Genomic DNA, 24,300 nt, shown 5'->3' with positions numbered 1-24,300 from the left:
CTAAAGATTCAATCCTGCATTGCCTGAAAAATTTTAGGTATCTGGGTTTTTTATGAAGAGCAGGTTTGTCTGTCAGGATTGTGGTGCGGTTTCACCTAAGTGGCTGGGCCGGTGTCCAAACTGTGGCGCCTTTAATACAATGGTTGAAGAAAGAGTTGATAAAGTTGAGACTGCTGCAAAGAAGGTAAAGCCTGTTGTGCTTTCGTCTGTGCCTTATGAGGATTACCGGCGTCGTTCCGTAGGCATAGGTGAAATGGATCGAGTCCTCGGCGGTGGACTTGTTTCAGGTTCTCTAATTCTTCTGGGTGGTGATCCGGGAATTGGTAAGTCTACATTAATGCTACAGATTTCGGATTTTGTTAGCAAAAATGGCGGCAAGATTCTCTATGTAAGTGGAGAGGAATCTTCTTCGCAAATTAGACTACGGGCAGAAAGGCTTGGTATGAGTGCAGATAATATCAGCATCCTCGCCGAGACCGAACTAAATTCAATCCTCAGTGTTGCCGAAGAGGTAAAACCAGATTTGATGGTCATTGATTCAATTCAGACCATTTATAAATCAGAAATATCTTCTGCACCGGGAAGTGTAGCCCAAGTTCGGGAATGTGGTGGTGATATAATGAGATTTGCCAAGGCATATAATATTACGACAGTGATAATCGGACATGTAACAAAATTTGGAGTCATTGCCGGACCCAAGACACTGGAACATATCGTTGATACAGTTTTGTATTTTGAAGGCGACAAAGAAGGTCAGTTCAGAATTTTAAGGGCAATAAAAAATAGGTTTGGTGCAACAAATGAACTTGGTATCTTTGAGATGACGGACAGCGGCCTTAAGGGGGTTGAGAATCCATCAAGCATATTTATCTCAGATATAATGGCTCCGGGTGCGGTTATTGTCTCAGTGATCGAGGGTTCAAGGCCATTTTTAGTTGAGGTCCAGGCATTGACGAGTCCCACATTTTTTAACTACCCCCAGCGTGTTACGACGGGCGTAGATTATAAAAGATTATCAATGTTGCTTGCTGTTCTGGAAAGGCGTGTTGGTATAAATGCCTATGGACTTGATTGTTTTGTCAATGTTGCCGGTGGTATTAAAGTTAATGAGCCTTCAAGCGATTTAGGTATAATCCTTGCTATCGCTTCATCTATAAAAAATAAGCCAGTAAGTAAGACATTACTGGTGGTTGGTGAGGTGGGACTCTGTGGTGAAGTCAGACCAGTTTTCGGGATTGATATGAGATTAAGAGAAGCAGAGAGACTTGGGTTCAAAACCGCAATTGCACCTGCAAAAAATAAATTACCGAACAATTTACAAATAAATGTAATGCAGGTGAGTGAAGTGAATGAAGCAGTTTCGGCAATTTTTTCTACCTGAGACAAGGGGGTTCTGAATGTTGTTTTTTAAGAAAGAAGAGAGATTTGTTCTTGATTCATCATGCATTATTGATGGACGTATTGTCAACCTTTTTGAAAAGAAATTTTTTGAAGGTAAGGTGATAATACCTTATCTCGTTAGAATCGTCGTCCGTCGAAAAATTGGAGTTGAGGCAGATAAAATAATCAATAATCTCAAAAAATTTGCAAGTGTTGAATTTGTAGATAAAAATGTTGATGGTGTTGTGGAAGAAGAGTGTGTTTTGAAAACTGCCGAACGCAGGAAAGCCAAGGTCATAACTGCATCCGATGGTTACGAATTCTATATCAAATCATTTCCTGAACTGCGTATTATCAATATAAAAGAACTTTACCGCATTCTTACACCAATTTTCTATCCGGGTAGAATAATTTCGGTAAGGATAATTAAAAAGGGATTAAATTCTAATGAAGGGGTGGGTTATATTGAAGGCGTAAAAGTGATAGTGGAAAATGGTGCGAAGTATATAAATCGGAATGTGGATGTTAAGGTTGTTTCAATGATACAATCTGAAACAGGTAATCTTGTATTCGGCACCGCGGTTGAATCCGCCGATAGTCTTATAGAAACTGAAGAACAAAAAGTGAAAGGTGGGCAGGTAAAATGAATAATAATTCAACATATCTTGATGAAATTTTAGAAAAATTATGCAAGGCAAATGGGATTGGTTATGCAGGTGAGATAAAAGATATACTTGTTGGTGAGATAAAACCTTACACTGATGATGCAAGAAACTTTCCTGACGGCAGTGTCTATGGATTAATCAAAGGAATGAGAAATGTAAATGTAATGCTTGCCTGCCATATTGATGAAATTGGCTTTATTGTTAGTAGTATTGAAGATAATGGCTTTATTAGATTCAAACAGGTTGGTGGCTGTGACGACAGAATTTTACCCGGACAGGAAGTTGTCATTCTTGGAAAAAAAGAAATAAAAGGTTATGTAGGTGCCAAACCACCACATTTAATGAAAAAAGAAGAAGTAAATAAGGTAATGACTACTGATAAACTCTTTATTGACACAGGATTGAAACCTGAAGTATTAAAAAAATTTGTGGATATTGGTGATTTTATATGTTTTGCAGGATATTATAATAAACTACAGGGTGATTTTAGAAGTGCTAAAGCACTTGATAATCGTTCGAGCATTGCCTGTGCTATCCTTGTTCTGCGCGAACTTTCAGAACTCGGTTCCCCTGTTAATTTACATTTTGTGGCTACAAATCAGGAAGAATTTTCTGGACTTGGAGCAAGAATTCATTCATACCGTTTGAGTCCTGATTATTGTGTGGTGATTGATGTTACACATGGCGAATATCCTGGGCTTTCAGAGGGTGAATACTTCAGTTTGAATAAAGGGCCGGTTATCGCACGTGGTGCAACAATTCCGCAAAAATTATACAAACTTCTTACTGAAAGTGCCCAATCCAAAGAGATTCCATACCAGATTGAACCCCTGCCGAGTTATACTGGCACCGATGCAGATGCGATTGCGTTTAATAAAGAAGGAATTCCCACCTGTGTTCTGGGTATACCGCTTCGCTATATGCATACGCCAATAGAGGTGGTCTGTCTGAAGGATATTGAGCGGACTGCCCGTCTTGTTATAGAATTCATAAAAAAACTTTGAAATTTATCTATAATACAAAAAGGAGTTATTATGGATTGGGGATTAAAAAATAGATTATCACGAATAATTAAACCAGAAACCGGCAGGACCGTGATGCTGGCAGTGGATCATGGTTATTTTCTTGGTCCAACAAGCGGACTTGAAGTTCCGTCAAAGACAATTAGACCATTACTTCGTTTTGCCGATTCATTAATGCTCACAAGAGGGGTATTAAGGACTTCAGTACCCGATTATTTTGATATACCGATTGTACTCCGTGTTTCGGGTGGCACAAGTATACTTTCAAAAGATTTATCGAATGAAGGAATTACTACATCAATAAAAGAGGCAATAAGGTTGAATGCCTGTGCAGTGGCACTCTCAATATTTGTAGGCTCTGAACATGAAAAGGAAACATTATTAGCACTCTCCGAACTCGTCAATCAGGCAGAAGAATATGGTATTGCAGTCCTTGCGGTTACTGCTGTAGGCAGAGAAATGGAAAGGGATGCAAAATATCTCAGTCTATGCTGTCGGATTGCAGCAGAACTTGGTGCCCATTTTGTAAAGACATATTATTGCGAAGATTTTGAAAAAGTTGTTGAAACTTGTCCGGTTCCGATTGTTATCGCAGGTGGTAAGAAAATTCCTGAAAAAGAAGCATTACAACTTGCTTATAATGCAATAAATAAGGGAGCAGTCGGAGTTGATATGGGCAGGAATATATTTCAATCTGAAGACCCGGTTGCGATGATACAGGCGGTGAGGGCAATCGTGCACAAAAATGTAAGCGTAAATGAGGCATATGAGATATTTGAGGAAAAAAGAAGGAAAAGTTATAAGGGTTGAGGTTGAGATGCTGGTTTTTGCAGATTACTTAACCATTTAACCATAATGCGTGTTGCAGTTTACTACAACAATAAAGATATAAGAATAGAAGAAAGACCCATACCAGAGATTAAAGAAAACGAACTGCTGGTTAAGGTGATTGCCAGCGGGATATGTGGTAGTGATGTAATGGAGTGGTATCGGATAAAGAGTGCGCCAAGGGTCTTAGGGCATGAGATTGCCGGTGAGATTGTTAAAAAGGGCCGAGATGTTAAAGATTTTCAAATAGGAGATAGGGTTTTTGTATCCCATCATGTTCCCTGTAATGAATGCAGATATTGTATCAAAGGTTATCATACGGTCTGCGAGACACTCAAAAAGACCAACTTTGACCCCGGGGGGTTTGCTGAATACCTGCGCGTTCCGGAAATAAATGTAAAATTCGGAACATTTTTATTACCCGAACAAGTATCTTATGAAGAAGGGACATTCATTGAACCACTCGGTTGTGTAATAAGAGGTCAGAGGTTTGCGGAAATAAAAACAGATGATACCGTGCTGGTGATTGGCTCGGGCATTGCGGGTATATTACATATAAAACTTTTAAAGGCACGGGGCGTTAAAAGTATAATTGCAACAGATATAAATGAATACCGCCTTCAATTTGCAAAAAAGTGTGGGGCAGAGGTTGTCAATGCAAAAGATAATGTAATGGAAAAGGTGAAAGAATTAAATAATGGTCGTCTCGCAGATGTTGTGATTGTAAATACAACTGCGCTCAGTGCCTTTGAACAGGCGTTTTCATCTGTAGACCGTGCCGGCACGCTTTTGTTGTTTGCACCTACTGCCCCTGAAGTGCGTATTCCCCTTCCACTTTTTGACCTTTATTTTAAAGGGGTTAAGATTGTTTTTTCTTATGCAGCAGTTAAGCAGGATATAGTTGAAGCAATTGATTTATTAAAAAATAAGAAACTAAATGTTGATGATATGATTACACATAGATTTGGCTTGGATGAAATTCAAAAAGGATTTGAACTTGTAGAAAAGGCTGGCTATTCATTAAAAATATTAATAGAACCTCAAAGGTAGATATTAGTAAATAAATAAGGCAGCAATTTTTTCTCTTGACTTTTAAACCTAATAGATTATACTATTTATATTTGTAAATTAGAAATGGCCCCTGAAGGAGGTTTTTTTATGAAGATTTTAGTTCTGGACGATAAGGCAGAAAATAGAATTTTATTGAAGGAAATTTTAAAAGAGAAGGGGCACAATATAGTAGAAGTCAACAATTGTGTTGATGCATTTAAACTTCTTTTAGAAAATGGGTTTGATTTAATAATCAGCGGTATTTTACAGCCGGTTCTTGATGGATTGCAATTCTGTTATCGGGTAAAAACAAATGATAAGACAAAAGATATCCCAATGGTAATTTGTGTTCCTGGTGTTACTGATGAAAAAGGGCAGGAGTATTTAAAAAATCTCGGGGCGGATGCCGTTATGAATACTACTATGCAAAAAGAACAATTCGCTCATAAATTGAATGATTTTATAAGTGATATCGTTAGTGGTTCGATACAGACAAATAGGCCTTCATTGCATATAGACAAGTCAGTTTTGCAGACTTACAGCGCACATTTTTTACAAAAGTTACTTGGAATATCAACCAAATATCAGACGCTATTTGACAGTGCGGGTGATGGTATTATGATTCTAAAGGATTATAAATTTGTAGAATGTAATAAAAGAGCACTTGAGATTTTTGGTTGCGATGAAAAAGACATAATTGGGAAATACCCTTACGAACTTTCTCCTGCGTTCCAACCCGACGGAAGTAATTCAAATGAAAAGGCAATACAGATGATGAAGGAAGCACTTTACGGGAAACCTATGTTTTTTGAATGGCAGCACAGAAGAATTGATGGTTCGTTATTTGATACTGAAGTAAGTTTGAGAAGATTTGAATTGCCCGATGGTGTATATCTTCTTGCATTAGTAAGGGATATTACTGAGAAAAAAAGAATACAGGGGCAGTTAAAAGAGAATGAAGAATTGTTCCGGACAATATTTGAGTCAGCAAAGGATTGTATATTCATAAAAAATAAGGCATTGAGATATGTTATGGTCAATAAATGTACGGCTGAATTATTGGGAATGAAAACCGAAGAAATAATTGGTAAAACTGATTTTGATATTTTTGGTCCGGATACTGCTAATACAATTATTTCCGAAGACCGGAGAGTTCTAAACGGAGAGGTTATTGAAAATTTTTCGGAAAGAAATATAAGAGGAAAAAGATTTAAGTTCCATACGATTAAGGTTCCTCTCTATAATGCAAAAGGTGAGATTTGGGGACTTTGTGGTATCGCGCGGGATATTTCTGAACAAGAGACAACGAAAAGTGAATTAATAAAGAACCAGGAACGGCTGCAACTAATAACAGAGAATATAACTGAGGTTATTTTTATCCTTGATATGGATTTGAAGTTTACATTTATGAGCCCTTCTATAAAGATAATTGGTTATGATACGGATGAATTGTTAAATAACGGGGTTGAAAAACTATTAACCCGACATTCCTACTCAGATGCAATGAAGGTGTTGAAAGAAGAATTAGAAATTGAGAGCATACCTACTTTAAACAAAAATAGATACCGCTCATTATTGCTACAAATTAAAAAGCGTGATGGAATGGAAATATGGGCACAGACGACTTTTAAATTTATAAGAGATAAAGAAGGCAAACCAATCGGGATTCTTGGTGTGGCAAGGGATGTTAGTGATGCATATAATGCACACCAGGAATTGAAAAAAAGTTATGAACAACTCAATAGACTACTTGAAGGTGCAGTAACCGCCCTTGCCTCAGCAGTAGAAAAACGCGACCCTTATACTGCAGGCCATCAGCGCCGTGTTGCGGAATTGACCTGTACCATTGCTGAAGAAATGGGTCTTTCAAAGGAAATTATAAATTATCTTCGTATCGCCTCTCTCCTCCATGATGTTGGTAAGATATATGTGCCTGCAGAGATACTTGCCAAACCCACCACATTGACACCGGCAGAATTTGAGATAATAAAAACACATAGCCAGGTTGGTTATGAGATTCTTGCTCCGGTAAATTTCCCCTGGCCCATACCTGAGATTGTTCTTCAACACCATGAAAAAATGGACGGTTCTGGTTATCCAAAGGGTTTGAAAGGAGATGAGATTATGATTGAGGCAAAGATACTTTGTGTCGCAGATATTGTTGAGGCAATGATGTCCCATCGTCCATATCGTGAGGCATTGGGTCTTGACCAGGCACTTAATGATATAAGCAAAGGAAGGGGAATCAAATTTGAACCCGAGATTGTGGATATCTGTATAAAATTATTTAAAGAAAAAGGGTTCAGATTTTCTAAATAATTTCTTTATCTTTTTTTACCAGTGCATAAAGGACACCACCAATTCCAATCGTTACTGCAACATAAACTATTACAATCCCCAGGAGCCATATCAAAGTTCCAAAAAAGCCTGCATTTTTTAGTAGTATCCCAATTATCAGTATAATCATTATCCCGAGCCAGCCGGTTGAAAACAGACCGATTTTATTATCTATATTCCAGTTCAATCCTGTACATATCCTTTCGCCAAGGACAACCGAGAATCCAGAGATACCAAAGAGCATACCAATGAATAGTGCGAGGACAAAGGCTGGGATTATAGGAATGCCTATAATGGAAATAACAAAGAGTAGAATCAATGGGACAAAAAGTATTTCAATACCGATGCCGATAGCGATACAAGCCCAGATATTCTTTTTTATTTTGTTGCCTATTTTTTCTATCGCTTTAGGGAAAATCAAAAGCAAGAGGAGATTCAAAATATACATTACAATGATAAATGCGATTGATGTAACTATGTGCAATCCAGATCCCAATATGCACGGATTTTGCCTTAATCGTAACAACCTGCTGAGCCTTGGCATAATTTTGTCAATCTTACCGATATCAACGGTAGTTATCTGTCCTTCAACAACTGCGAAGTCAGAGCGGTCAACACTCCCACCAACGATTGCTATATCACCCATAACGACCGAACCTGAATCAAGAATGACTGTCCCGCCAGCAACAGCAATGTCGCCATCAATTGTTCCTTTATTTTTTACCGAGCCACCAGCAACTGCCGCATCACCGGTGATCTTACCATAATTTTCAATCTCACCACCAAATACTGCAACATCACCATCTATGGTCCCATTAACCGTTACTGAACCACCCATCACCGCAAGGTCGCCATCAATCACACCATCAATCATAGCATTCCCACTGCTCACCGAGACATCTTCTCTTAGTGTATCACCTGATTTTAAATGATAATCACCGGAAAATTTATATGCACAGGGCTCTGATTGATATTGAGTATCTACCGTTAACAATATAAGAATTGTTATAAATTCTATCATTATGCCTCCATCGTTAAAGATTTTTTCCAGATATTGTTAAACAGGAGCACGAGCATTCCCGTTCCGAAGAATAAAACAACAAGGCGCACCAGAAAACCGAGATATGGAATTAATGAGACCAGACTTATTATTATTATGCCGACAAGGAATGAGATGAATGGTGAAATAGTTCCTTCTTTTTTTATCAATTTGATAAGGAACTCACCAAATCCAGTGGCAAAGACTATACCTGATAAATACACAAGGGTCAAAAAGACAAATAGACAGAATACTGAAACTGGAATGCCAATAATGGTTATCAGTGTTATAGCCATTGCTACAGGAATGATAATTATTGTAAGGAAACCAAACCCGAGTGCTTTCCAGGTAGAATTTTTCAAGATTTCATTTGTTTTTATAATAAATCGCTTGAACAGGGCAATTAATATTATGCCAATGATTAACTTACTTATGAAAAATATAGTTTTTAGAGCCGTACCCAATCCGCCTTTTCTTTGTTTTGACTCTCTTCCTTCTGCCCTTTGGTAATCAATTTTGCCTAAAATCTGTGCATCAGGGGCAATATTGGGTTCCTGTTTACCTTTGATCAGCAGGTCTCCAATAACAATTGAGCCTGATTTAATATTAGCATTATTTGCTTCAATATCTGCACTGCCTATTTTGCCGCTTAGATTGAATCTCCCCATACCACCTTTTACTTTGCCCTTGACTTCACCGTCAATATTTATTTCTCCACCAAATGCGAACAGGTCTTTTTTAATTAAATTCGTTTTTTCAGTTTTGATCTGCCCACCGAAAAACAAAAGGTTATTTTCAACATTACCATCAGCCTCAAGGGAACCGCAGAATGCCCATAAACTCCTACAACTTTTTGCATTGATCCTTATTTCAGAACCGGCAGTATAAATAGAGCCATTTATTTCGCTTTTTATATGTACTTCCTGGGCAAAGGCAAATACATCGCCGTTAACCTTTCCTTCAATCTTTACTATTCTGCCCGCAGCGATTAAATCATCATCAATGACTTCGTCGGGGCCAATGATTATTTCGTTACCCCTTTTGAATACCAATGCACCCCCCGGGTTTGTTAAACCAATGATTAAAGCAAAGATAAAAATAATTTTTGGTGTTTTCATAATACCTCCCTGGTTTTTAATATTTTCCCAATGGTGTAAAATATAAACAAACTAAGCAAAAAGCCAGTAAAGATTACAACCTGGTTAAACTTTAAAAAAGATGAGGCAAGGAGAAATAATCCGTTTCCAAATGGCTTTATCTTGTCAAAAATATAAACAAGCCCAGGTAATGTTAGAATCAGTTTTGAAAATAGATAATTGGGAAGTGGGGTGAATAATAGAATAGCAAGTCCAATTAAATATATGCTTCCGAAAGCAGGAATTGCTTTATACCAGATTTTATGCCTTTTGATATTTATCGCGGAAATAATACGGGTATTGAAATCAACCCTTGGGAAGAATTCGGTCAAGTTGAAGATATCTTGCTTTATCCTTTCCATTTCAAGATAAAATTCCCTGCATTGGGAACATCTTCTTATATGCTCAAAGAGCTCTTTTTCTTCTTCTGTTGTTATCTCTTTATCCAGTCTCTTATGGATAAGCCTTTCTATCTCTTCATGCCTCATCAATAAGTAATACGCAAAATCCTCAAAAAAGTTTCACCCCAAATCAACCCCATTGATTTTTGGCAGAATATCTTTATTATTATATGTGGCATATACTGAAAAATTTGATATTATTGTGGTTGGGGGTGGGCATGCAGGTATTGAGGCATCCCTTGTTTCAGCCCGCAGTGGTTTTAATACCCTTCTTTTAACCTTAAATATAGATAATATTGGTCAAATGTCCTGTAATCCCTCAATCGGTGGTCTTGCCAAAGGGCATCTTGTGAAAGAGATTGATGCACTGGGTGGAGAGATTGGTTTTCTCGCTGATAAAACCATTGTTCAGTTCAGAATGCTTAATCGTTCAAAAGGTCCTGCCGTATGGTCTCCAAGGACGCAGAATGACCGGATAAGATATAAGCAAGAGGCACTTAACACGCTCGTTAATCAAAAGAATCTTACGATAAAACAGGAAGAAGTAATTGATATTTTGGTGGAAAAAAAAGAGATAGTAGGGGTCAGGACAGGCATTGGAAATGAATATCTTGCCAGGGCGGTTATCATTACAACAGGAACATTTTTAAATGGTCTGATGCATATAGGACTTGAAACCTATCCTGGGGGGAGGCTTGGTGAACCAAAATCAGGCAATTTGAGCCAGTCATTAATAAAATTGGGCTTTAATCTTGGTAGGTTGAAGACTGGGACATCCCCAAGGGTAGCAAAGAATTCAATAGATATATCAAAGATGGATATTCAGAATGGTGAAGAACCAATTGAACCATATTCATACAGAAGTTCTGAAATAAGGATTAAACAACTGCCATGTTATATCACAAGGACGAATGAAGAGACCCATAAAATTATAAATAAAAATCTTGATCGTTCACCACTCTACACAGGCAGAATTATCGGAATAGGACCAAGATACTGCCCATCAATAGAGACAAAGGTGGTAAGATTTTCAGACCGTAATTCCCATATTGTTTTCGTAGAACCCGAAGGATATGACTCGGGCGAATATTATCTTAATGGATTATCAACATCCCTTCCCTATGATGTTCAGATTGATATGCTCCATTCAATAAATGGACTGGAAAATGCAATAATCACCAGGCCCGGTTATGCTGTGGAGTATGATTTTGTCTATCCGATACAGTTATATCCAACACTGGAGACAAAGTTAATCAAAAACCTTTATTGTGCTGGGCAGATAAACGGCACATCAGGATATGAAGAGGCAGGAGCCCAGGGATTTATTGCCGGAATAAATGCAGTCTTGAAATTGCGGGGTAAATTACCTTTCATATTAAAAAGGTATGAGGCATATATTGGAGTATTGATTGATGACCTCGTTACAAAGAATACCATTGAGCCTTATCGGATGTTTACATCCCTCGCCGAACATAGATTGATATTGAGGATTGATAATGTGTATGATAGACTTATGCATTATGGGGTTGATTTTGGACTTATCAATATTGATTTTTATAAAGAAGTTCAAAGCGAAAGGGAAATGATTGATAGAACGATTGAGAAGTTAAAAAAGTCAATAATAAAGCCGGAAATTATGAATCCGCTTTTGATTGCAAAAAATGAAATGCCTGTTCCTGAAGAAGGGGGAGGGATAAGCTTATTACAGATTTTGAAGAGGCCCGGGATTTCCTGGCAGGATATATTTGCCTTTTTAAGTGAACAGGTTGCAGAAAAAATTGGTTTAAGGACCGAGATTGAAGTTAAATATGAGGGTTACATAAAACGCGAACAGGAAATGATTGAGAAACTTAAAAAAATTGAAAATATTGAAATACCCGAAGATTTTGACTACAATGCAATTAAAGGTTTATCAAATGAGGCAAAAAGTAAACTCAACCAAACCAAACCAAAGAATCTTGACCAGGCATCACGGATACAGGGAATAAGCCCGGTTGATATATTGACAATTTTAATAAATTTAAAAAACAAAAAGGGAGAAGAATAGAAAATGAACGAAGAGATAATGCACTTTCTTGAAAAGAAAATGTTTATTGTTGATACAGCACAGGGTGTACAGTTTATTGCGTTTTATGGCAAAATATACGAACCACTTGAGCAGACGATTGAAGAGATAAAAGATTTTTGTTCTCAGTATGACTGCACTCCTTTATTCAGCCAAGAAGGTATGTATCATAAAGTGACTATAGGTGTTTTTCCTAAAATTGTTGATAAACCTAAGATATGGCTGAATGTTTTGTTATTTGTAGCGACAATTTTTACTACACTTCTTGCTGGCTCATTCAACAGCGGGGGTAATCCCCTGACGAACTTTTCAGATATTTTTTTGGGTATTCCATTTTCATTCTCGCTTATGGCAATCCTTACCTGTCATGAACTTGGACATTATTTTATTTCAAGAAGATATGGGCTGGTTACGAGTCTGCCTTATTTCATTCCTGTTCCATTCCATTTTTTAGGCACATTCGGTGCCATCATTAGAATGAAATCAATCGTTCCTTCAAGAAAGGCATTGCTGAGAATTGGAATGGCAGGACCATTATCGGGATTTTTCGTTGCACTGATTGCCTCAATAATTGGTATCATGCTTTCTGAGGTTAAACAAGCGCCAGCTACTGGAACTTATTTAAGATTGGGCGATTCATTATTGTTTTTTGTCTTGGGGAGAATATTTCATCCTTCAATACCGGAAGGTATGGATATATTTTTACACCCAATGGCATTTGCAGGCTGGATTGGATTTCTGGTTACATCAATGAATCTAATGCCAATTGGTCAGCTTGATGGTGGTCATATAGCCTATAGTGTTTTATTGAAAAATCAGAAAAAACTCTATTTACCTCTTATTATTGTACTAATTGGATTTGGAATCCTCTGGCAGGGATGGATAATTTGGGGCTTGCTTGCTTTTATACTTGCCCGCAGAGAGCCTCTAATACAGGATGCGTTAACACCGCTTTCAAAGAAAGAAAAAATATATGCATTAATCGCATTGATTGTATTAATACTTACCTTTATCCCCCAGCCTTTTTCAATATTTTAAAGGGGATTATTCTTTTTTTCTTATTTCCCAGTATGTGCCGACTAAAAACCCAATTACTATCAAAAATAATATTAATAATGTACGCCAGAACCCAACCGTGGCTAAAAATATTCCAAAAACACCAGCGATAATTGCACCGAGTATGCCTTTGTTCAATCTCTCCATCATACGATATTCTATTCAAATTAACATAAATGTCAAGGTAGAATGTATCTGAGTTCTCTCCATCTCTTATACAATACTTTTTTCAGGTTCAATAAAATCTATTGAAATTTCGTAAAGCTGTAGTGGCAGACCTTGGTCTGCAATAAAGATTGTTGTGGCAGAGTTTACTCTGAAATAATCAATGTTGAGCAATCTCAACCACTACAGGATGTTGGAATGATTGATGGTATTTGCGGTCTGCCGCGTTTTATGACGGATTGGTCTGCAAATATTTAAAAGCGGAGTGAACTCGGCTTCTACATTAATAATCAATCGCAGTTTAAAACTAAAAATTATTTGAACAAAAGTTGACTAAGGAAATGTAGAAGAAGTTTTACTTGCTTAAATCATAAAGATATGCAGATGCACCTGATGTGGTAAATGATGCAACCTGATTGCCGATTAGATTTAAATAACTTAAAAATATTTTCTCTTCATTACCCCCTAAATGTGTAGCGATGTGTGAAAATATAAACCAGACCCTTCTGTTGCCTTTTAATTTTTCCAAATCGCGATAATATCCAGTCCAATCATTCCGCGATTCAATCCCCAATATATAATCCTCGTGAAAATCTGAAAATCTGGTCTGATAATATCTGAATGCATTTACTGCCCCATAATATACATAAATTTTATCCTGTTCTTTCCTATTCTTTAAGAGGTATTCCAACACCGATCTTAACTCTTCGGGTGCACGGGGTTTGATAAGATGATAGCATGAATTCAATGCTGGGTAAATAAACAATATCAAAGAGATTGATGTTGCAATTGGTGTTGAACTCTTTTTTACTATGTTGTACATTAAGGTAACACCAGCACTAACAAAGATTGATAAAATTGGTGCGATAAATAGTATCACCCGACCTTCAAATGGATAGAGTCTAAGAATAGAACAAAGGATAGTAATAATAAAGGGAATAATAATGATTAATGAGGCGATTTTTTTGTTTCTATAAAAATAAATAATACCAATTATGAAAAATAATATTGCAAGGAAGATATCGTAAATAGAAAAACCCCCAGGATTTTTAAAAATTCTGACCAACATATAAATTATTTGATATACTTCAGCTAATGACTTAGGTGGGAATGGAATAAAATCATTTTGCCAGAAATCCAGTAATTCTTTATGTGTTGTATAGTGGCGGAGACAAAGAAAATAATTTGAAGTAAGGCTTAAAAAACCAATCGCTCCAGCTAACATAATAATCAAGAATGCTTTGTAATCTTTATTTTTTATTATGTAAATTAACAGGATGATGCCAGTGCCAATGAATACAAAGACTGCAGGAAAAGAAAGCCAGATGGTGATGGCACCGATAATCCCATAGATTATCAACATTGCAATATTCAGGTTATCTCTAATTGTAATTAATACAAGAAAGATTAGTAATAGAGAAAAGAATACATCGCTTGAATATGGTTTTACTTCCGAAGAAAAATAGATTAAATAATCATTTAAGACAAAAAAGGCAAGACCAAAAAGTGTGATTTTATAGTCGCCAATTATTTTTAAAATTTTGTAAAAAAGGAAAAGGGCTAAAATGCCAACAATTAGCGGGAAGATTCGTAATGCATATTCATTATTGCCAAATATATTCACACACAATTTCTCTATATAAAGAAAACCGATCGGCGCTGCCTGGACATAATCAAGGGGTTTAATCAATGTTTGATAAGAGCGTTCTATAATATTCATTGCCAATGGTGCTTCACCTTCAGTGAGAGAGCGGTTGAAGATATATTGTGCGAGACGGAAAATGGAACCGATTGTAATTAAAATACAGGGTATAAATTTCTTATATTTTTCAAATTTAAAATCCATTGGAAATTATAGTTAATCATATAAATATGTCAATCTATTTGTGCCACTAAATGAGATTTAAAACGACCGCCACATGAATTATTGGATACCCTGCAAGAAGTTAAAATACTTTATTGACTTTCTTAGTTGAATGATTAATATTAAGATAATGATTAATGGACACTTTTTTTTGTGGTTTTTCTGCATACTATTGAAAGGACAGGACCCATTAGGAAACGATATCTCGGGTGACCAGCAAATAGGCATAGTGAATCAGTTTTTGCAAAAACCGGTTGTGGTCCGTGTTGTTGATGAAAAGGGCAGAGGGGTTGAGAATGCAAAAGTGATCTTTGCAGTTCTCAAAGAACCTTTAGAAAATAATCTTACAAGTAAATTTGCGGTTATACATCCTGAGACTACATACACTGATAAAGATGGTTTTGCAAAAACTTTTATAAAACTCGGGGGTGCCCGGGGTGATTACTACATACTTGTTAGAAATAATAACGACGCTCTTATATTCCATTTTACGGGTATGGAACAAGACTGGGTATTGGTAATGATAATTTCTATAATTGGAGGACTCGCTCTTTTTATATTTGCCCTGAGTTATGGTAGCAAAGGGTTGATTCGGGGGCTTGGTTCCAAGACGCGAGATCTATTATTCAATTTCACAAATCGTCGTCTGACTGCTCTGGTAAGCGGATTTTTTATTACGGCTATTTTTGGTTCCTGTACTGCAACTGCATCATTGTTGATAAAGTTTGCCTCAGCGGGTGTTGTTCCAGTGATGTCTGGACTTGCGGTAATGCTCGGTGCGAATGTGGGTGCCACAATAACAATTCAATTTCTTGCTTTCAATATTATGAACTATTCACTTTTAATAGTTACTGCTGGTGTGCTCCTAAGATTATTATTCCCAAACCTCCGAAATCTCGCTCAGTTTATTTTTGGTATCGGTTTATTATTCTTCTCATTAAAGATTATTTCTACAGGCATTGTAAATGTAAAATATCTATCAGGATTTACTAAATCAATTGTAAGTTTGAATAATGCCCCGATTCTTGCAGTTTTGATCGGCACATTGCTTTCGTTCATATTTCGTTCGAGCACGGCAATTATTGGTTTTATTCTTGTTCTTGTATTTGAATCCGCGATATCTACCATTTCTGCATTTAATCTGGTGCTGGGAGCAAATCTCGGAACAACGATACTTCACATGCTCATTGCAGATTCAGTTAATGCGAGAAGGATTGCTCTGGGAAACTTCATCTTTAAACTGGTTGGTGTTATAATATTCGTATTATTAATTGATTATATCGGATTTATATCCTTCGGTGGCAATAGTGCAAGACAGATTGCGAATTTCCATACGATCTTTAATATTTTTATTGCACTTATTTTTCTGCCTCTCCTCAGTCCATTTAATAAGTTGCTAAATTATCTTGTTATTGAAACAAAGCACGAAATTTTAAAAACTAAAAAACTTGATCAGACATTCCTTGATACACCATCAATTGCAATCAGTCAGGCATTGAAAGAAATTATGGATATGGGTGATAAAACGGTTAAGATGCTTGAGGATTCAATAAAGGTCTTTGAAAAGAGGGATATTGTTTTAAGGAAATCAATTATTGAGGCAGACGATGAGATCGATCGTATAGATGAATTGGTAACTCCTTATCTTTCCCGACTGAATCCTGAAGAGATGGACCAAGAACTTAGAAAAATGCAAATTGGTTTGCTCACTGTTACTTCAGAACTGGAACATATCGGCGATACAATTTCAAAAAATTTAATGAACTACGCAAAAAAGCAGATAGATGAAGGCATGGAATTTTCTCAAGAGGGGTTGGCGCAAATCAAAGAATTCCACAAATTTGTTCTGGATACTTTGAGAATGTCAATTTCCAGTATGGCAACCAGGGATCGGAAATTTGCTCAGGAAGTTTTCTCAAGACGCGATAAAGGATTAAAAATGGCTAAGGAATTTGAGATAAAACATATTGAGAGATTACACCGCGGATTGAAAGAAAGTCTTGAAACTTCAACTATCCATCTTGATATATTAAGCGACCTCGAAAGAATCAACTTTCATGCAACTGAAATTGCTAACGCAGTTATGGGTATTTTATGAATACTAAAAACTATCTTTTAATGGCATTTATTTTGCTCTGTTTATTGGGCATATTTCTGATTTTCAGCATAATAAACAACCAGCGCACTATGCTTGCTTTTTTCAAAGACGAAGCCCGTTCATTTTTAACACTGATTGCACTTGCTCAGGAGCACTCCATCTTTGCGGAGGCAGAACTTGAAGATAAAATTACTGATAATCTCATTAGCATAATAAATTATCTCAACGAAATTGGTCTAAAAAAAGACAACCTTGATAAAGTACGACAGAATTTTAATCTAAGTTCAATAGTGATTTATGATTCAATAAGGAAAAAGGATTTATTAAAGTCGGGCAATCCATACGAAATTGATTACAAAAGTTTTAAGGAAGGGGATAGGATTAAATATTATTATTTCACAATACTTAACGAAAAATTTATTCGTTTTATTTATAAAACTGAAAGGGTTGTATTCCAGATTGAGTTATCCGCCGAGGAGATAAAAAAATTCAGTCAGGAGTATGGTATCGGCAAGATTCTCAATCAAATGGCAATAAATCCAATTATCAATTATGTTGCGCTTCAAGATTTACAGGGAATTATTTTTGCTACACCCAATGTTAAAGTAATGCCCAGGATACAGAGCGATTCATTATTATTGAAGGCATTTCAAAATGGAAAAGAAATATCACGTATAACAAATTTTGAAAACAAGAAAGTGCTTGAAATTGTCACCCCGTTTATCGTTGAAAAGGAAATTATTGGACTTCTACGCATCGGTATGAATTTAGATAATTATTATCAGTATCTTAATAGTACCTATATTCAATTGGGGCTTTTATTTGTGATATTGTTCGGTGTTGGTATTGCTGTATTTACAATTTTCATAAAGCATCAGGATTATCAGATGCGTGAACAATTCTTCTCTCATATACTCGGCGCGATTGATGAAGGTATTCTGCTTCTGGATGTTAAAGGAAATATCAAAGGTGCCAATAAAATGTTCGGTAAAATTACTGGTGTGCAGGAATCTGAAATATTAAATAAGCAATATAATGTAGTATTTAGAGGAGATCCTTTTTTACTGCAAATCGTTAAGGAAACAAATAATTTTGTTGAAGAGGAAAGGGAAATCTTCAATAAGGTTATAAAGTATGCCACATATCCACTTTATGATAGAAACAAAAAATTTTTTGGAACAATATCAATACTACATGATGTCTCAGAAATTCGAAAAAGAGAAAAAGAACAAAAGGAGAAAGAGCGATTGACTTTTCTTGGGAATCTTGTTGCAAACTTTGCACATGAGATAAAAAATCCATTGAATGGTCTGGCAATTGCAGCCCAACGCTTACATAGAGAATTTCCTTCACAGGGTGAATCTTATAATCAGCTCATTTCTGCAATCATCAAAGAAATTGATTCAATGACAAGAATCCTTAATGATTTTTTAAGCCTGGTGCGACCGCAGATAAAGGAAAGTCAGGAATTTGATCTGAGCCGATTAATAAAAGATATGGAGATTTTAATAAATGAACAGACAAAACAAAAAAATATTAAATTCAATATTGATATAGAAGAGGGGGTGATTATAAAGGGAAATATGGAAGATATAAGGCGTGCATTAATGAATTTACTACTCAATGCAATTGAGGCTGTTTCTTCTGTACCTAAAATTGATTCCCAGATCGGGATCTCTTTGAAAAAAGAAAATGGGCATGCTTTAATTAAGGTATATGACAACGGACCAGGAATACCTGCTTCTGCCCTTGATAAAATTTTTGAACCATATTTTACAACCAAAAAAGGTGGGACCGGACTGGGGCTGTTTATTGCGCACAAGATAGTAAGTGAACATAATGGCACCATAAATGTTGAGAGTAGCAAGGAAAAGGGCACCGTATTCACCATCAGGTTAAATATTTAAAAAGATATAGGAATTCTTGACTTTATTTTAAAAATATGGATAATAATGTGATTGCAAGGAGGCTATATTATGAAATATTTTCTGATTGGTTTAATGCTATTTACATTTGTATACGCTATGGGTGGTAAGGCTGAAGTGCCACAGAAATTTGATGAAATTGTGCAGGGTAATAATCGTTTCTGTTTTAATCTTTATAAGAATTTGACTGAAAATGAAACCGGGAATATTTTTTATTCACCATTCAGTATTACAATGGCAATAGCGATGGTCTTTGAAGGGGCAAAGGGTTGGGTTAAAGGTGAGATGTATGAAGTCTTTAAATTCCCTCTGGATGAGAAAAATCGTCGGGAAACTTTTCTATCCCTTTATAAACAAATTAATAAAAAGAATGCAAAATATAGATTACATATTGCTAATGCCTTATGGATTCAAAAAGACTACCCATTTTTACCTGAATATTTGAAGACGATTCAAAAATATTACGATGGTTATGCACGGAATGTGGATTTTATAGGAGCAACCGAACAAACGCGCCAGATAATCAACAAATGGGTAGAAGATAAGACCAATCAAAAAATAAAAGACCTCTTCCCACCAGGTTCAATTGACCAACAATCAAGATTGGTGATTACCAATGCGATATATTTTAAAGGGCAGTGGCTCAAGCAATTTGATAAATCATTAACAACCGAAGAAGACTTCTGGGTTAACGAGTCAAAGACAATAAAAGTACCGATGATGAAGAGAATAGACCCGGAGACCAGATTTAATTATGCTGAGACAGATGAACTGCAAATTCTTGAATTACCTTACGAAGGAAATGATTTATCAATGGTCATATTACTGCCGCGCAAGAATGATTTGAAATTAGTTGAGAAAGAGTTATCTCAAGAAAAATTTGAAGAGTGGAAAAAACTTTTGTCTGAGACAAGGGTTGAAGTATATTTGCCCAAGTTTACTTTCAAAACGAGATATACCCTTACACCCAACTTATCACAACTTGGTATGCCCAACGCATTTTCCCCTCACTGCGACTTTTCCGGTATAGATGGCACAAAAAATTTATATATCCGTGCAGTTGTCCATCAAGCTTATGTTGATGTCAACGAAGAAGGGACTGAAGCTGCAGCAGCAACCGGTGTAGTGGTTGGTATTACTTCAGTGGGTCCAAGAATTCCTGTGTTTCGTGCTGATCATCCATTTATTTTTGTGATACAAGAAAAAAATACCGGTAATATACTTTTCATTGGCAGGGTTGTTGAACCAAAAGCATAATGTTAGATGTTAATTTTAAGAGAGAAAATTAATATTGATGAAATTAAACGAATTGCTCAGGAGACATTTGGAACTGTAGTGAAAGCAGTTGTGGATGTGGAAAAGGGTATAATGGCTATCGGAGCTGAACTTCACGCCGATGAAGAAGCCGAGTTGCTTGCGATTGGGTCAAAACAAGAAAGTCTCTGGGGCATAAATATCTATCCTGATGCCGAAAGCGAAAGTTTTATTGAATTTGATTCGTTGATAAAATTGCGGCCTTCACAGGGTAACAAAACGCGCGGTGTTGATAATCCAGAAATAAGAAAAAGAATAATTGAGATTGTAAATAGTTTGATAGCAAGATGAACTACCAGCATAAGGAACTTGCTCAGGGGAAATGGTTCCAATTTTCTTTTATTGAACAGATGGCACATATTGGTAGTGAGGTTAATAGAGCGATTAACTGGCGTGAGAAAAACCGTGAATACAGTATAAAAGCGACAGAAAGGGCACTGGAACTTATTGATTTGACGATTATTGATCCTAAAAATAAAAGACGTTTAAAGGAATTAGTACGATTGCGTGAGGTGCTTGTTGATTATTTTTATTTTGATAATCAATATGGTTCTTCTGATGAGTTGTGGCAGAGTTATTTTTATCCGTTTTTTTATGCTGCAAGAAAGGGAAAATGAAGGTTGGAATAATCATTGCATCAGAAAGGAAGAATGGTAATTGTGACTTACTCGCAAGGTACTCGGAAAAATATTTAAGAGAAAAAGGGGTTACGCCAAATCTTGTATATCTAAAAGATTTTGAGATAAAACAATGTCAGGGATGTATGTCCTGTGTTTTTAAGAACGCAAAATGTAAAATTGATGATGACCTTTATAAACTTGCCGAAAAGATTATAAATACTGATGGTTTAATCTTATTTGCACCAACCTATGTATTAACAATTCCGGGTAAATTAAAAATTTTTCTTGATAGATTTTTGTGCCTTTACCCATTGATTAAAGATAGACCTGAATGGCCCGCAATAAGTATTGGTGTGGCATCACCGATTGACTGGAATCAATTCCAGCTGTCTTTGATGAATATTTTCTTGCTGGCATTGGGTTGTCGGATTGTTGGTAGTTTTTTCATATACGGTGCAGGACAGGGAGAGGTATTGCTGGAAGATGGGATAACCAAGATTGAAAAATCAATTAATAGACTGATTGATTTTAAATGCGAGCCTTTTGCTTCAGTCGTTTCAAAATACTGCCCAATAGATTTTTGTGATATTTTCCAGCGTATAAAAGGTGATTTATATCGCTGCCCGGTATGTTTGACGACTGCGAAAGCGGTTGAAGATGGATTTTATTTTGATGCAAAGGATTTGAATAAACATCGCTGGACCAAAGAAAAAATGGAAGAACATTTCAAAGATTGGATTCTCAATACAAAAGAAAGATTCCGTAAATTGCTTCCGGAGATTCATAAGAAGAAAAGAAATTTAGGGCTCTGTTAACCGGGATAATGACCTTGGTGATTTAGCAATATAAAATTACACACTTAAGTCTGAAAGTAACAATTGACATATAAAAAATATTGACTATAATTAAACAAGTGTTATAAATAAAAGGAGGTTAAATGAAACGCAACATTATAACGCTATTCGTTGTTATTGCTCTGTGCACTGCTTATTCTAATAATCAGGGTGCATACGGGCTGTTTCGTACTGAGTCTGCCTGGAATGGCGGTGCCGGGCATTTTCACATCGGTTGGTTCGCACGCTATTTCACAGAGACAAGGGATGTCGCAATTATCGGGGAACCGGCAGGCGAAGCGGTTCATGGAGGTGGTGATATGTTTTTTGGTCTTGGTTATGCGATTACCGATAACCTGGCATTCAATATTGCGACTTCATTACATGGAGACGGTGTTAACTATACCGCAACCGATTACAATCGGGCAAGTTTGGGCTGGGGTGATACAAAGCTTGGTTTGAAACTGAGCCTTGGTAAAGAAAACTTTGCCTGGGCAATCGGACCGGTTTTATCATTGCCTACCGGTTCAGATCGGGGGACAAGTCTTGAACAGAAAAACTATCCCATTTTCGGCGAAGCCTATGGCAATGATGGTGGGGTCTTTCGTTATTTCTCGAGCGGTGCCATAGATTACGGTGTATTGATGGGACTTTCTTTTAAGTCAAAAATGATGACCCTTGATTTGAATGGTGGTTATATTGATAAAAATAAGAATGATGATGAAATGGGCTGGCGCAATAATTACACTATTTATCGCGCGGCATTGAGCTGGGATCTCGGCAAAATTACTCCGTTTATTGAAGTCGGTGGAATTGATTTTTGTGGTGAAGACCAGTTCTTTACATTTATTGATGATGATGCAATCTTTGGCGCGAATGAGGTCTATTATACCCCTGGTATCAGTTTCCGACCTGGTAGATTCAGTTTGAATCTTGCAGTTGATATTCGCGCCTGGGAAGGATTAAATGACCGCGCATTCCCAACCGCATTGACCGACAGCACAAATATTACCACCGGCTGGGGTGTTGCACCACCCTGGGCAGTGATTGCAGGATTTTCTTATTGTGTTGATTTCAAACCAGAAGGTCCCAAATTGGCTACTATCGCCGGAACCATTGTTAATGATAAGACAGATGAACCCCTTATTGCTAATATATCATTTTACCGCGATGGTTCTCTTGTTAAATCCATTACTTCAAATACCTTTGGTCAATTTGAATTAAAGGAACTTGAACCCGGTAATTATCGCATTGTCGCATCACTTGATGGGTTTTATGATGAGTCAATTGAATTACTGGTCAGCGCCGGAGAAAAAATACCTTTGAGTTTGAGATTGAGGCCGGTACCGACAGAAGGTGAACTGACAGTTAATGTGATTGACCTCTCAACCCGCCAACCAATGGTTGCAAAAGTTACTATCGGTGATGTTGTAGAAGAAATGACATCTTCAATGACCAAGACATTAAAGGCAGGCACATATACGATAAAAGCAAGTGTCACCGATGAGAATTATCTACCTTATGAGAGAACGGTTACAATAGAAGCGGGCAAAAAATTAGAACTGGAAATTGCACTTGTGAAGAAAGAATTCAAAATTGTATTGCCAGAAATTTATTTTGAAACGGCAAAGTCCGAGATAAAACCTGAATCGTATCCAGTCCTTGACGATGCCGCGAAAACAATTGCCAAGATCTTTGCAGGGAATGCAACCACAACTATTGAAGTTCAGGGTCATACCGACAGCAGAGGTTCTGATAGTTACAATCTTAAACTATCTCAAGATAGGGCAAACGCAGTCAAAGATTATCTCGTGACCAATCACAATCTGGATGCGAATCGTTTAATTCCCAAGGGATACGGTGAATCCAAACCGGTTGTGCCGAATACTACACCTGAGAATATGGCAAAGAATCGCAGGGTTGAATTTGTGATAATTAAATAATAATCCACTCATATTTTACAAAAGGGGAGGTATAATACCTCCCCTTTTTGTAGTTTAAATTCCAAGGAGGTTCTATGTTTTCTGAATTCAAAAAATTTGCAATGCGGGGTAATGTCATTGACCTCGCCGTCGGTTTTATTATGGGCGGTGCCTTTGGCGCGATTGTAAACTCGCTGGTGAATGATATCATTATGCCGCCTATAGGGTTGCTGCTGAATAAAGTAGACTTCTCAAATTTATTCATCAATCTTTCTGGACAACCGTTTGCGAGCCTTGCTGAAGCAAAAAAGGCGGGTGTGCCAACAATAAACTATGGTCTGTTTTTAAACACGGTAATTAATTTTATAATCGTTGCTTTTGCATTGTTCTTAATGATTAAGCAGGTTAATCGCTGGACTGCACCTAAACCCCAAGCACCTCCACCCCCGACGACCAAGGAATGTCCATTTTGTTTTACGGCTATCCCCATAAAAGCAGTGCGCTGCCCTAATTGCACATCTGAATTGAAAGAATAAAATTGATGTAGGACAAGGCTCCAGTAATTTTCTCCGTAGGGCAA

Annotated in this window: 22 protein-coding genes; 17 read left to right on the top strand and 5 right to left on the bottom strand. The window is 36.8% G+C overall.

Annotated features, from left to right (window positions below; genetic code table 11):
• Positions 1-52: 52 nt before the first annotated feature.
• The 6 genes from radA to ABIL69_04525 all read left to right on the top strand — a co-directional run bounded on the left by radA (position 53) and on the right by ABIL69_04525 (position 7,264).
• Entirely contained in the window at positions 53-1,381 is a 1,329-nt protein-coding gene (gene radA, locus ABIL69_04550; GenBank protein ID MEO0123256.1) for a DNA repair protein RadA, read from the top strand.
• A 16-nt stretch (positions 1,382-1,397) separates the two neighbouring features.
• Positions 1,398-2,027, top strand: coding sequence for a TRAM domain-containing protein (locus ABIL69_04545; protein MEO0123255.1), 630 nt, complete (start codon positions 1,398-1,400; stop codon positions 2,025-2,027).
• The gene (locus ABIL69_04540) at positions 2,024-3,049 is read left to right on the top strand and encodes a M20/M25/M40 family metallo-hydrolase (protein ID MEO0123254.1); all 1,026 of its coding nucleotides are present in this window, start codon (positions 2,024-2,026) and stop codon (positions 3,047-3,049) included. Before ABIL69_04545 ends, ABIL69_04540 begins: the two co-directional genes overlap by 4 nt.
• A gap of 30 nt (positions 3,050-3,079) precedes the next feature.
• Positions 3,080-3,877 (top strand): 3-hydroxy-5-phosphonooxypentane-2,4-dione thiolase, encoded by a 798-nt coding sequence (gene lsrF, locus ABIL69_04535; protein ID MEO0123253.1) that lies wholly within the window; start codon positions 3,080-3,082, stop codon positions 3,875-3,877.
• Between the two features lie 45 nt (positions 3,878-3,922).
• Complete coding sequence (locus ABIL69_04530) at positions 3,923-4,945, top strand: zinc-dependent dehydrogenase (protein ID MEO0123252.1); 1,023 nt, start codon at positions 3,923-3,925, stop codon at positions 4,943-4,945.
• 108 nt (positions 4,946-5,053) lie between these two features.
• Positions 5,054-7,264 carry a PAS domain S-box protein gene (locus ABIL69_04525; GenBank protein MEO0123251.1) on the top strand — a complete coding sequence of 737 codons (2,211 nt, stop codon included), beginning with the start codon at positions 5,054-5,056 and terminating at the stop codon, positions 7,262-7,264.
• On the opposite strand, the gene ABIL69_04520 is transcribed toward ABIL69_04525, so the two are convergent.
• Genes ABIL69_04520 through ABIL69_04510 form a run of 3 tightly spaced genes read right to left on the bottom strand, consistent with a single transcriptional unit; the run spans position 7,257 to position 9,945 of the window.
• Entirely contained in the window at positions 7,257-8,303 is a 1,047-nt protein-coding gene (locus ABIL69_04520) for a polymer-forming cytoskeletal protein (GenBank protein MEO0123250.1), read from the bottom strand. The two genes, ABIL69_04525 and ABIL69_04520, sit on opposite strands and share 8 nt — an antisense overlap.
• A complete protein-coding gene (locus ABIL69_04515) occupies positions 8,303-9,439 on the bottom strand; it encodes a hypothetical protein (GenBank protein ID MEO0123249.1) in 1,137 nt (378 codons plus the stop codon). The genes ABIL69_04520 and ABIL69_04515 overlap by 1 nt, the downstream gene beginning before the upstream one ends.
• Positions 9,436-9,945 carry a zf-HC2 domain-containing protein gene (locus ABIL69_04510; GenBank protein ID MEO0123248.1) on the bottom strand — a complete coding sequence of 170 codons (510 nt, stop codon included), beginning with the start codon at positions 9,943-9,945 and terminating at the stop codon, positions 9,436-9,438. Before ABIL69_04510 ends, ABIL69_04515 begins: the two co-directional genes overlap by 4 nt.
• Positions 9,946-10,030: 85 nt before the next feature.
• Here ABIL69_04510 and mnmG point away from each other — a divergent pair, with 85 nt between their 5' ends.
• Together mnmG and ABIL69_04500 are read left to right on the top strand one after the other, a co-directional pair.
• Positions 10,031-11,905 (top strand): tRNA uridine-5-carboxymethylaminomethyl(34) synthesis enzyme MnmG, encoded by a 1,875-nt coding sequence (mnmG, locus tag ABIL69_04505; protein MEO0123247.1) that lies wholly within the window; start codon positions 10,031-10,033, stop codon positions 11,903-11,905.
• Between the two features lie 3 nt (positions 11,906-11,908).
• Positions 11,909-12,961: a site-2 protease family protein gene (locus ABIL69_04500; GenBank protein MEO0123246.1), complete on the top strand. Its 1,053-nt coding sequence runs from the start codon at positions 11,909-11,911 to the stop codon at positions 12,959-12,961.
• 6 nt (positions 12,962-12,967) lie between these two features.
• On the opposite strand, the gene ABIL69_04495 is transcribed toward ABIL69_04500, so the two are convergent.
• Entirely contained in the window at positions 12,968-13,129 is a 162-nt protein-coding gene (locus ABIL69_04495; protein ID MEO0123245.1) for a DUF2273 domain-containing protein, read from the bottom strand.
• 129 nt (positions 13,130-13,258) lie between these two features.
• Between ABIL69_04495 and ABIL69_04490 the strand changes: the two genes are divergently transcribed.
• Complete coding sequence (locus tag ABIL69_04490) at positions 13,259-13,402, top strand: hypothetical protein (GenBank protein ID MEO0123244.1); 144 nt, start codon at positions 13,259-13,261, stop codon at positions 13,400-13,402.
• A gap of 97 nt (positions 13,403-13,499) precedes the next feature.
• Here ABIL69_04490 and ABIL69_04485 read toward each other — a convergent pair whose 3' ends face one another.
• Entirely contained in the window at positions 13,500-14,990 is a 1,491-nt protein-coding gene (locus ABIL69_04485; GenBank protein ID MEO0123243.1) for a glycosyltransferase family 39 protein, read from the bottom strand.
• A 130-nt stretch (positions 14,991-15,120) separates the two neighbouring features.
• Here ABIL69_04485 and ABIL69_04480 point away from each other — a divergent pair, with 130 nt between their 5' ends.
• The 8 genes from ABIL69_04480 to mscL all read left to right on the top strand — a co-directional run bounded on the left by ABIL69_04480 (position 15,121) and on the right by mscL (position 24,256).
• Positions 15,121-17,106, top strand: coding sequence for a Na/Pi cotransporter family protein (locus ABIL69_04480; GenBank protein MEO0123242.1), 1,986 nt, complete (start codon positions 15,121-15,123; stop codon positions 17,104-17,106).
• Positions 17,103-19,013 (top strand): ATP-binding protein, encoded by a 1,911-nt coding sequence (locus ABIL69_04475; protein MEO0123241.1) that lies wholly within the window; start codon positions 17,103-17,105, stop codon positions 19,011-19,013. Before ABIL69_04480 ends, ABIL69_04475 begins: the two co-directional genes overlap by 4 nt.
• A 69-nt stretch (positions 19,014-19,082) precedes the next feature.
• Entirely contained in the window at positions 19,083-20,288 is a 1,206-nt protein-coding gene (locus tag ABIL69_04470) for a serpin family protein (protein MEO0123240.1), read from the top strand.
• A 6-nt stretch (positions 20,289-20,294) separates the two neighbouring features.
• The gene (locus ABIL69_04465) at positions 20,295-20,636 is read left to right on the top strand and encodes a DUF5674 family protein (GenBank protein ID MEO0123239.1); all 342 of its coding nucleotides are present in this window, start codon (positions 20,295-20,297) and stop codon (positions 20,634-20,636) included.
• Positions 20,633-20,962 carry a hypothetical protein gene (locus tag ABIL69_04460; protein ID MEO0123238.1) on the top strand — a complete coding sequence of 110 codons (330 nt, stop codon included), beginning with the start codon at positions 20,633-20,635 and terminating at the stop codon, positions 20,960-20,962. Before ABIL69_04465 ends, ABIL69_04460 begins: the two co-directional genes overlap by 4 nt.
• Positions 20,959-21,780 carry a flavodoxin family protein gene (locus ABIL69_04455; GenBank protein ID MEO0123237.1) on the top strand — a complete coding sequence of 274 codons (822 nt, stop codon included), beginning with the start codon at positions 20,959-20,961 and terminating at the stop codon, positions 21,778-21,780. The genes ABIL69_04460 and ABIL69_04455 overlap by 4 nt, the downstream gene beginning before the upstream one ends.
• 122 nt (positions 21,781-21,902) lie before the next feature.
• Positions 21,903-23,741: an OmpA family protein gene (locus ABIL69_04450; protein MEO0123236.1), complete on the top strand. Its 1,839-nt coding sequence runs from the start codon at positions 21,903-21,905 to the stop codon at positions 23,739-23,741.
• A 74-nt stretch (positions 23,742-23,815) separates the two neighbouring features.
• On the top strand, positions 23,816-24,256 hold the full coding sequence (mscL, locus tag ABIL69_04445) for a large conductance mechanosensitive channel protein MscL (GenBank protein ID MEO0123235.1): 441 nt from the start codon (positions 23,816-23,818) through the stop codon (positions 24,254-24,256).
• The last annotated feature ends 44 nt before the right edge of the window (positions 24,257-24,300 follow it).

This window comes from candidate division WOR-3 bacterium, assembly GCA_039802005.1.
Lineage (GTDB): Bacteria > Hydrothermota > Tepidihabitantia > SM23-42 > JAOAFX01 > JAOAFX01.
Note: the sequence above shows the minus strand (reverse complement) of the source record. Positions and strands in the feature narration are given on the sequence as shown.